Consider the following 8,972-nt stretch of genomic DNA (forward strand, 5'->3'; position numbering starts at 1 on the left):
TGGAAGGCAGAGCTTGAAGGATCGGTTGCTGTTGAACCGGATCAAGGTTTCTTCGACGGCTGGTACCAGAGGCCGAAATCCGTTGCAAGGTAACGAAACTCTCGCGACGACGAGGCCTCGCTGGAGCAACGACACCAATCACGGCCAACGACACCGCTGCTATTGAGAACGAGTTGCACCAATCCAGAAATCATGCTTTATTGCAAGTGAATCTCAAGTGCAAAACCATGGTTCGACTGCATGGCGATCGCAGCTCTCTCCTCAGTGCATTGATATGGGCGACTGCGCGGCACAAGCACAGTCCAGAACCGATTCATCCATCTCCAGCGACCAACCGCAACCTTGACCCTTCAGACGCGAAAGGTCCGAAAAATTGACAAAGATGCAGCGTTCTTAAGGCAAGGCTCCTAGTGTCAGTTCAGCAGAAATTCGTTCTCTCGGAGGAATTGCGCAATGGCTGATGGCAAGCACAAGTTTGAGGAGTACGAACTCCCCTACAGCACCAACGAGAAGCACTCTCCCGACGAATTCGACCCCAAAAAAGATGCGGGCGTCAACAACCCTGAGAGCCGTCACCGTGACAAGGTGCTCGATCAGATCTGTGACACGCACCCTGGCTCCCCCGAGTGCAAGGTCTTCGACGAGTAATCGGAGCCGGTCGATCAAACCCCACTCCTGGAGTGGGCATCCTGGACTTCAGTGAGTCGTCAGTGACCTGTCGACGTGAGCTCTTGTTGATGTGTTCAGAGCTGCAAATCAAGAGCCGACATCGACCGCAACGGTTTCGATATGGCACCTTGGTTTGCAATCAGGTTCTGCACACCTCGCACACCACCCGTGATTCCCCTCGGGCCGATTGCTTGTCGTCAATCTCAACAGAATTCAGACATCCCTAAACGGATCCACAGCATTAGATCCGATTTTCGCGGTGATGGGCGAACAGTCAACATCCTGCAACAGCCGTGATGATCGACGAAATCATCCAAAGCACACCTTGACCCTGGTCAATCAACGCACCCCAACGATTCATGACCACGTTTAACGCTTCCACCCCGTTCTTGCTTTTGGCACGCATTCACATCAAGTCCGATTGCGTCGATGCCTACCTCGAACTCGCCAAACAGACGGATGCAGCCGTGCAAGCCAGTGAACCGGGGATGCTTCATCACACCTTTGACCAGGATCCAAGTGACCCTCAATCATTCGTGTGGTCTGAGGTTTACGCCAACGATGCAGCCTTCGAAGCACACGTCAGCAATCCTCCAGTTCAGGAGTACCTCCAAAAGCATGCGGAATTGGGGGATGGATTCAGCATCGAGGTGTACGGAACGGTAGGGCCCGAATGCCGGGAGTTAATGCAATCCTTCGGATTGCCCCTCAAAATCTACGAAAGCCGATTGGGATACAGCCGCGTTTAAAGAAAACAACGTTCCAAGGCGGCCCAAATCGGTTCAACCCTACGGCAACAGTCCTTACGGATCAGTGATAAAAATTCCAAGTCACACCATCGCTTGAAACAAAATCAACGAAAAATCATCGAATCTTTACACACCAAGAGCTTTCGGATGAACTTCCATTGCCACTTGAGCAGATTGCAATGTCCAGACATAACTTGAAGAAAAGGCTCGTCCGATGCAACCAGCGCTCATTCCTAAGAACGAGCAGGAGCGCTTGAAAGCCCTCAGTGAATACAGGATTCTTGGAACTCGACCTGAGCAGTCCTACGACGACATCACGCGAATGGCATCCTTGGTGTGTCGCACGCCGATTGCCTTGATGAGCCTTGTCGACTCCAACCGACAATGGTTCAAGTCAAAAGTGGGAATCACATCAGACGAAACACCACGCGATTGGTCGTTCTGCGCCCATGCCATCCATACGGACCAACCGTTGATTGTCAACGATGCACTCAACGACGAACGATTTGTCGATAATCCTTTGGTTTGCGGGGATCCCAGAATCCGCTTTTATGCTGGATTTCCACTGAATAATGACCAAGCTCACCGCATCGGCACGCTATGCGTCATCGATCGAATGCCAAATCATCTCTCTGAAGATCAGCAGCAGATCATGGAAGCGTTAGCACGGCAAGTTGTGGTTTTTCTCGATCTGCGCAAGCGGTCGATCAAATTACTGGAATCTTTCTGCAGAGAAAATAAACCCCCAGGAATGATCTCCACTTGCAGCTACTGCCGCAAAGCCAAAGATGAACAAGGGCAGTGGATTTATCTTGATCAATTCCTCTCTCACCGCACCAATCTGAATTTCTCCCATGGAATTTGCGACTGCTGCATGGAAGAGCATTTTCCTGAGGTGATCGAAGCCTGGAATGCAGGACTCAACACCGCAGAGCACTTATCAGAATCCAACGAACGCATGCAACCAGGTCATGTCAGCTGACGTCCTTTCCAAGTCCAACCACGACCTGTGAGCGTGCGCCACACAGACACTGGGCCAATCGCACCAACCAGCAAGCCCCCGGCTCCCATCAGCCACCAATAGGTGATCGGCATATCAAAACGCTGGCGGTTCCATCGTCGGATCAGGAATTGTTGAACAATCGCCGTCATCGAAAGACTCACAGCAACAAACCACCAGACAGCCTGGGAGGGCAACAACCCCAGTAGCACCACGGACGCGGGCAGCAGCAACCAAGGAAGGCTGAACATCAACACCACCACAGCGGAAGCACCAAGCGCCTTGATTGGATCACCATCCAGTCCCAACAACCAGTTTTTGGTCCATCCCTCCCAAAGCGAAGCAAGGTCGAAATACATCCGCAGATCCACAGCATCAAGACCAAGCAGGTACCGCAATCGCAACCCCTGTCGCTTGATGAGGCGCGCTAACGCCAGATCCTCCACCACTTCAGCGGCTAGACCTTGGTGGCCGCCGATCTGCTCGTAAGCGCACCGCCGAAACAGCATGAAGGGGCCTGCTGCAAAGGCCACATCCGAATCAGGATCGTTCGCTGCTTCGATTGGAAAACCAAGCCCCAACAGACTGGCCATGATCGGTTGCACCATCCATTCAGCAAGGCAGTCACAACGCAACCGTGGAGCGAGGCTCAGCAAGTCAGCCTTGTCGCGAATGGCTTGACTCAAGGCGCGGTGCAGAGCCTGCGGTTTGAGCTGAACATCAGCATCGAGAAAGAGAATCCACTCATCCTGAACCTGCTGCATCGCACGAGCGCACGCCCAATTCTTGCCGACCCAACGCTCACCGACCGGACGCGGCCCAGCCTGCAAGAAATCAAACCTGGAGGCATTGGGATCCAGTGCTGAAGCTGTGGCTTGGGCTTGTTCAACCGTGTCATCGGTCGACGCATCATCGACCAGCAACACATGCCAATGGCGACAGGGAGTGGCGCTGCGCAGAACACTGCTCAGGCATGGCCCGACGTTCAGAGCCTCATTAAAAGCAGGAATGACAACGCAAAGCGATGTCTCGGGCACCTCTCTCTCAGACGCAGGTTGCAGTGACGGTGCTGAAGAAAAGACACGCATCAAGCCAAGCTGCAGGATCAGAAGCCCGATGCAGCCAGCCAGCAACGCAGCAATCAACAGCAATGCAAGGGAATGCAGCGGAGTCAAGTGATCGGCGGCAACAACTATCCCAGCAAATCACCAGGTGGATGTTGGCTTGCACTGGCCCTGGCAGATCGAGGCATTGATTCCTTCAGTTGAGCAGCACAGCTCCCGTCGCCAAGAGGTCTTGCCGGCAGCGGCGCAACCCCTCCCGGCTGACATGAGCCACCTGGGCACAACCATTCATCCAAAACGGAACCGCAACCAAATCGACGGAGTTTGCAATCAGCTGAACATCAGCACTGGAGCGCTGATGACGCAATGAGGCGGGCATGCAAGGGTTGCGAATGCAGGCATGACACCGCAGCGTTCATCAAGCAGGTGTGTGATTAGCGACCGATTGAACAGACCATCAAAACGATGGACGATGAACGGTAACCATGGCAACGGTTCTCAGACTGAATTGGAAAGAATCAGCCGAATCACCACGCAAGGTGGGTGTGGAGGTAGAACACCATTGTTAGGTTCTGCCGAGGTCCTGACAGTGTTTTGAGCCAATCCTCGACGCAACAGCGACAACTCGTCCCGGGCTTATCGATCCACGGAGCCTGGCAGCTGGTGAGCTACGAAGTGGAAGTTAAATCCAGCGGTTTGATGTTCAATCCAATGGGTCAAAAACCGAGTGGCTACGTTATTTTTACCCCCGAAGGTCGTGTTTCATTCACGCTGACAGCAGAAAATCGGCAAGCGCCTGAGAGCGTCCAAGACAATGCCGATTTATTCAACAGCATGATCGCTTACACAGGCACCTTTCGACTCAGTGGCAATCAATGGGTGACCCACGTGGATGCTGCATGGAACCCTCAATGGGTCGGCACGGAACAAACCCGATATTTTTTAATTGAAGGTGACAAACTTGTTGTTCAAACACCCTGGCGTGTGATGCCGAACTGGCCCGACAAAGGTTTAACGCGCAGCATCGTCTGCTTCCAACGCTGTCAGAGTAACTTCAAGAGTTAACGGAAGGGCTTGTGGTGCCCCCGCAATCATGGCGGGGCTGATACCCCTGAGATTCCGCCAAATAGCGCAGGTACACGATCTGACGCCGATCGGGCAGACCTGCAGCAGCAATAAGACCTAACCAACCAAAGATCAGACCAGCCCAAAACCACTTCGTGCTGCTGCGGGCTTTCTGAGCAGCAATTGTTTTGGCAAAACAAGCGCTGACCACATGGGTCACAACAACAACGACAGGAAGCAACCAGTCCATCCAGCACACAACAACACGCCTCAAAGGGGATAGCCATCCAAATCGCGGTTGTCAGCCTTCATGCAATCTGATTGCACAAGAAGGCAAGCTCAAAGGTCCTGCTGATCACGACGGGGGCAGCAAAGGCTCGTACATCATCAATGCATGATTCTCAACCAGCATGTGCTCTGAGATCACCCCGTGTTGATCGTGCTCAATGCGATGAATCTGGTTGTGCCTTGAATAGCCACCCCATATCTGTTGCTTAATCTCATGGAAGCGCTCTTCAACGGAAAACGTCGACTGGTAATCGAAATCGCAGTAGAGCGAACCATTCAAAAATGATGAATCCAGCCAAAGGCGGAAAGAAAACCGATAAGGAGTGTTGTTAGTGATCTGAAAATCGATGTAGTTGTAGGCGAGTGTCGCTCCGGCACCAAACGGGACTGATCGATTGAGATCTGGGAATACATCGTAACCATGACGCCATCTCTCAGTGATTGTCAAAGGACTGTGGGCTGCCATCCAAAACAGAAGATTGCCGAGCTGACAAAGACCACCGCCAATCCCTTCAGAGATCAGCCCGTGGCGCAACACCAATCCCTTTAAATATCCCTTTCTCCGCGTCGGGCGTCCCACTAGCTTCCAAAAAGAGAATGTCTCGCCTGGTTGGATCACGATCTGATCGATGCGAGCCGTCGCCAGCTCTAAATTTCGACGCTTATTCAGTTGCAATGTGGGGTCAACACCAGGCAAAGGCCTCAAAACCACTGAGCGATGCTGAAATTTAAGGAATGCAGGACATAACTCACCCCGCTGATCAGACCAAATCTTTCGAGATCGATACCAGCGCAATTTGCGTCTGAGAATAAAGAATTCCCGACCCATCAATTGTCGATACCACCGGCGATGAACGGGGACAGGAATTTCAAACATGCTGAAATCCTGAGCGCAACGATCGCCTCAACAGCTTACTGAGCTCAGCAAACCCATCCATCCAACGTGTCATCCAGTTCAACTCAATGAAAACCACGATCGTGGTAGGGCATCAGTCTTCTTTGTGAAAACAGAAGTCTCCTACGACGACGCTCAAAATGAGATTTGAATCCCCGACGCGACTTTTCACAAGCCGCCAGGAGGTTGACCATCATTTCAGTGTCATGGGCTGATAGCTCTCCGTCGTCGCCCCACTTCAGGCACGACAGAGGTGCTGCAGACTGTTTCATGCCGACACCTGTTCGATCGCGTGTTTGGCACGATAAAGTCAGCGGTCTCACACAATTAGACAGAAAGTCTGAAAATTTGGGGCGCTGATAAGCATTTATACACAACAACTCTGGGGGATTTACTGCTGAATGTCAGCACTGGGGTTGGATCATTCCACACGAATCAGATTCGGCATGCCCTCAACACTGGCGAACGTCACCAGGCTGACCACAGGCTCATCTCCGCGATTGATCACGTAATGCGGTTCGCCGGGGTGCCCCTCCAGGAAGCCATCTCCAGCTTTCACCACACTGGTCTCTTCAACACCATCAACAATCCGCACGTTCGTCAGGGCACCTTGCTCCACTAACACCACAACGGGAGACGGATGGGTATGCAACGGGATCTTGGCCCCCGAAGGAATTGTGATCCGAAAGATCCTCATTTCCGGCGTGCCGGCCGGATAGGCCACCACCCGGTTACCAAGGGTGCGGCTTGAACGGAACAGTTCTTCCATCACTGGCCCTGGAGTGGCCTGGACAGCACCAGCAGCCAGCACCAGCAGAGAGGCTGTGAAACCCAAACAACGGAAGACCATGGAGAATCAAAGCCAATCTGATCGTCCATCCAGCCTGACACCAGGGAGTGGATCGCGGGTGTCATCGATGAATGCGTCCCGGCAGAGCCACAAGTCGATGGCTTAGGCAGCCGCGAGACCATCACAGGCACGACCTCACAAACGAGTGGCCTAGAAGGCTTTTTGATTCAACGTCTTGAGAAAAGCCTGTGGTCCACTCTCGATGGGCGGCAGATCAAAGGAGGCCTCACGCCCCTCAAGAGCCGCGTTGAGCGATTCGATCATCTGAGTATTGCCACTGTCTTGAATGGCATTGAGCGCCATCTTCAGCCTTTCGTCACGGCTCCCTTGAAGCGGAGCGGCGGCAGGGGAAGCCCAAGCGCTGTAGTCAAACCCACCACCTGCACGCACGCTCTCCAGCTGTTTCGCGAGATTGTCCCAAAGCAAAGGCATCAGGTGTGCATCGATGATCGATTTTGATTGTCGGCTTCATCCCGATTGATGACTGATGAACGAGATCATTCCTTACACTCTCTTTGATTCATCAAGAAGCGTCTCAAATCCGAATCCAAAGAACGGTTCGTGTTTCATCCATTCGATCAAGAAACTGGGGCATCAAATTCTTAACAATGAAGTCAGTGACATGCAAAAGATATTCACTTCAACATTTCAACAATAAACCGAGATCATCCTTGACTCAGAACAGATAAAACCCGTCTTGTCAAGCGTTTAACGCAAAGTGATTGTGCTCACCTCACCCCTCCGAGGGAAGCACATCACTCGCAGGGGGGAAGCGTTGAAGCCAGTGATTTGGGGAGCTTGAAGGCCGTTCCATTCCCAAATCCCATGATCTCCCGATCACCATCACCATCACCATCGTGCAAATGCCAATCCAACCGTCATCGCCGTCGCGAAGCTCGTCGAGCTCTTCCGCAGCCAATTCTTGAACGCAACGATGCTGTTCTGAAGCATCTCGGTCTCGCCCACCTCGGTGCCCAGCGTCAACTCCATCGAGGCGATGGCGAGCGGGACGACCTCGTCCAAGAAGGGCGCATGGGACTGATTCGCGCCCTTGATCGCTTCGAGCCGGCGCGAGGTCATCGCCTCAGCAGCTACGCCATGCCACGCATCACGGGCGAAATCCTCCACTACAGGCGTGACCGCCTGCGCACCCTGCGCATTCCATGGCGCTTGAACGACCTCCATGCCAAAGGCATGAAAATCCAGACCGATCGACAGCATCGTGGTCAGCCAGCCTTGGATGCATCAGGCCTGGCCCACGCACTTGGGGTCACTCGCCAACGTTGGCAACAGGCCTGCATGGCTCACCAGCATCGTCATCTGCTGTCTTTGCAGGCACCGCAACAGGCAACGGCCACAACCTCCCAGCCAGTCACCACGCATCTCGAGTCACTCCCAGCCCGGTCTAAGCATCACAGCGACCCTCAGCTGACTTGGCTGAGAACAGCTCTGAAAAGCCTGGACCCTGAGCGCAGACGCTGGCTTTGTGCGCATTGGATCGAGGGACTGTCCATCACTGCGATCGCACGCCACGAACGCATCGATCGACGCACGCTGCAACGGCTCCTGAACGACACCCTCCGCGACCTGCGCCTGCAAGCGGTCGCGGCTACGACAGAAGACCAAGCGGCCAGGCCAAAAGCATGGCCAAACCCGCAGCCCAGGCTGTCTGCAGCCCATTAACAAGCTCATTGCTGAGCCAGGGCCAACGGCCCTGGCCAGTAGCACCTAGGAGGCTCTCCAACAGGGTGGCAATGAACCCCACCACCACCACCACGCCGGCAACTTCAACGGAATGAAGCAGTCCCAAACCAACCATCACCAGCGTCATTAACAGGCTGCCGAAGGCACTGGCAGCCGTCCCCTCCAAACTCACCGCACCCTCCGTCCCGGGCGGCACCGGTCGCAAGCTAGTGATCAGCAGCGTGGTGCGCCCCCACCGCTTACCAATCTCACTGCCAAAGGTGTCAGCCAGCTTGGCGGCAAAACTGGCGGTGAAACCCATCAAAAGCCACTGGGTTGGCCCCACGCGGATCGCAATGAAGAGGGCCAACACCAATCCGGTCAAAGCCGACCCCCACACATTTTCTGGCCCTCGACGACCGCCGCGGGCTTCCGCCAGTCCGAGATCCTGCTTGCGAGCAAAACCCAGCTTGGTCACGAGCGAGCCCAAGGCCAGATACGCCACCACCGCCAGCCAACCTCGCCAACCGAGGGCTCCCCAGAGGATGGTTCCGAGGATGCCGGCGTGGCACCAACCCGCTGGCGTCAGCAATGGAAGACGCTGAGCCAAGCCAATCAGAACGGCATTGAGCAGCAACGCCGTGATCCAGATCGAAATGCTCTGAGGGGGAATTGCCGCAGACGCGGAAAGCATCAGGCTGTGTTGCAC

At 54.1% G+C, this 8,972-nt stretch carries 12 protein-coding genes; 5 read left to right on the top strand and 7 right to left on the bottom strand.

Annotation, left to right across the window (positions count from 1 at the left end; all coding sequences use genetic code 11):
• Positions 1-453: 453 nt before the first annotated feature.
• The 3 genes from SynA1825c_RS09360 (at position 454) to SynA1825c_RS09370 (ending at position 2,400) form a co-directional block, all read left to right on the top strand.
• Positions 454-648: a hypothetical protein gene (locus SynA1825c_RS09360; RefSeq protein ID WP_186469053.1), complete on the top strand. Its 195-nt coding sequence runs from the start codon at positions 454-456 to the stop codon at positions 646-648.
• A gap of 380 nt (positions 649-1,028) precedes the next feature.
• The gene (locus SynA1825c_RS09365) at positions 1,029-1,418 is read left to right on the top strand and encodes a putative quinol monooxygenase (protein ID WP_186469054.1); all 390 of its coding nucleotides are present in this window, start codon (positions 1,029-1,031) and stop codon (positions 1,416-1,418) included.
• Between the two features lie 214 nt (positions 1,419-1,632).
• Positions 1,633-2,400 carry a GAF domain-containing protein gene (locus tag SynA1825c_RS09370; RefSeq protein ID WP_186469055.1) on the top strand — a complete coding sequence of 256 codons (768 nt, stop codon included), beginning with the start codon at positions 1,633-1,635 and terminating at the stop codon, positions 2,398-2,400.
• Here the strand turns inward: SynA1825c_RS09370 and SynA1825c_RS09375 are convergent.
• Together SynA1825c_RS09375 and SynA1825c_RS09380 are read right to left on the bottom strand one after the other, a co-directional pair.
• Positions 2,388-3,593, bottom strand: a complete 1,206-nt coding sequence (locus SynA1825c_RS09375) for a glycosyltransferase family 2 protein (protein WP_255478345.1) — start codon at positions 3,591-3,593, stop codon at positions 2,388-2,390. The two genes, SynA1825c_RS09370 and SynA1825c_RS09375, sit on opposite strands and share 13 nt — an antisense overlap.
• A gap of 85 nt (positions 3,594-3,678) precedes the next feature.
• On the bottom strand, positions 3,679-3,861 hold the full coding sequence (locus tag SynA1825c_RS09380; RefSeq protein ID WP_186469056.1) for a hypothetical protein: 183 nt from the start codon (positions 3,859-3,861) through the stop codon (positions 3,679-3,681).
• 215 nt (positions 3,862-4,076) lie between these two features.
• Between SynA1825c_RS09380 and SynA1825c_RS09385 the strand changes: the two genes are divergently transcribed.
• Positions 4,077-4,547, top strand: coding sequence for a lipocalin-like domain-containing protein (locus SynA1825c_RS09385; RefSeq protein ID WP_186469057.1), 471 nt, complete (start codon positions 4,077-4,079; stop codon positions 4,545-4,547).
• Here SynA1825c_RS09385 and SynA1825c_RS09390 read toward each other — a convergent pair.
• The 4 genes from SynA1825c_RS09390 to SynA1825c_RS09405 form a co-directional block, all read right to left on the bottom strand.
• A complete protein-coding gene (locus tag SynA1825c_RS09390) occupies positions 4,537-4,797 on the bottom strand; it encodes a hypothetical protein (protein ID WP_186469058.1) in 261 nt (86 codons plus the stop codon). The genes SynA1825c_RS09385 and SynA1825c_RS09390 overlap by 11 nt on opposite strands.
• A 105-nt stretch (positions 4,798-4,902) precedes the next feature.
• Complete coding sequence (locus SynA1825c_RS09395; RefSeq protein WP_186469059.1) at positions 4,903-5,712, bottom strand: VanW family protein; 810 nt, start codon at positions 5,710-5,712, stop codon at positions 4,903-4,905.
• 439 nt (positions 5,713-6,151) lie between these two features.
• Entirely contained in the window at positions 6,152-6,580 is a 429-nt protein-coding gene (locus SynA1825c_RS09400; protein ID WP_186469060.1) for a cupin domain-containing protein, read from the bottom strand.
• 150 nt (positions 6,581-6,730) lie between these two features.
• Complete coding sequence (locus SynA1825c_RS09405; protein ID WP_186469061.1) at positions 6,731-7,012, bottom strand: hypothetical protein; 282 nt, start codon at positions 7,010-7,012, stop codon at positions 6,731-6,733.
• A gap of 393 nt (positions 7,013-7,405) precedes the next feature.
• On the opposite strand from SynA1825c_RS09405, the gene SynA1825c_RS09410 reads away from it, so the two are divergent.
• Positions 7,406-8,263, top strand: coding sequence for a sigma-70 family RNA polymerase sigma factor (locus SynA1825c_RS09410; protein WP_255478346.1), 858 nt, complete (start codon positions 7,406-7,408; stop codon positions 8,261-8,263).
• On the opposite strand, the gene SynA1825c_RS09415 is transcribed toward SynA1825c_RS09410, so the two are convergent.
• A complete protein-coding gene (locus SynA1825c_RS09415) occupies positions 8,190-8,957 on the bottom strand; it encodes a TIGR00297 family protein (RefSeq protein WP_255478347.1) in 768 nt (255 codons plus the stop codon). The genes SynA1825c_RS09410 and SynA1825c_RS09415 overlap by 74 nt on opposite strands.
• Positions 8,958-8,972 lie beyond the last annotated feature (15 nt).

It is taken from the genome of Synechococcus sp. A18-25c, assembly GCF_014280035.1.
GTDB lineage: Bacteria > Cyanobacteriota > Cyanobacteriia > PCC-6307 > Cyanobiaceae > Synechococcus_C.

What these genes read in the sequence shown, in the direction of transcription:
- SynA1825c_RS09415 (WP_255478347.1), bottom strand. Translation starts at nt 8,957, where the DNA reads ATGCTTTCCGCGTCTGCGGCAATTCCCCCTCAGAGCATTTCGATCTGG.
- SynA1825c_RS09360 (WP_186469053.1), top strand. Translation starts at nt 454, where the DNA reads ATGGCTGATGGCAAGCACAAGTTTGAGGAGTACGAACTCCCCTACAGC.
- SynA1825c_RS09405 (WP_186469061.1), bottom strand. Translation starts at nt 7,012, where the DNA reads ATGCCTTTGCTTTGGGACAATCTCGCGAAACAGCTGGAGAGCGTGCGT.
- SynA1825c_RS09380 (WP_186469056.1), bottom strand. Translation starts at nt 3,861, where the DNA reads ATGCCCGCCTCATTGCGTCATCAGCGCTCCAGTGCTGATGTTCAGCTG.
- SynA1825c_RS09395 (WP_186469059.1), bottom strand. Translation starts at nt 5,712, where the DNA reads ATGTTTGAAATTCCTGTCCCCGTTCATCGCCGGTGGTATCGACAATTG.
- SynA1825c_RS09390 (WP_186469058.1), bottom strand. Translation starts at nt 4,797, where the DNA reads ATGGACTGGTTGCTTCCTGTCGTTGTTGTTGTGACCCATGTGGTCAGC.
- SynA1825c_RS09400 (WP_186469060.1), bottom strand. Translation starts at nt 6,580, where the DNA reads ATGGTCTTCCGTTGTTTGGGTTTCACAGCCTCTCTGCTGGTGCTGGCT.
- SynA1825c_RS09370 (WP_186469055.1), top strand. Translation starts at nt 1,633, where the DNA reads ATGCAACCAGCGCTCATTCCTAAGAACGAGCAGGAGCGCTTGAAAGCC.
- SynA1825c_RS09410 (WP_255478346.1), top strand. Translation starts at nt 7,406, where the DNA reads ATGATCTCCCGATCACCATCACCATCACCATCGTGCAAATGCCAATCC.
- SynA1825c_RS09365 (WP_186469054.1), top strand. Translation starts at nt 1,029, where the DNA reads ATGACCACGTTTAACGCTTCCACCCCGTTCTTGCTTTTGGCACGCATT.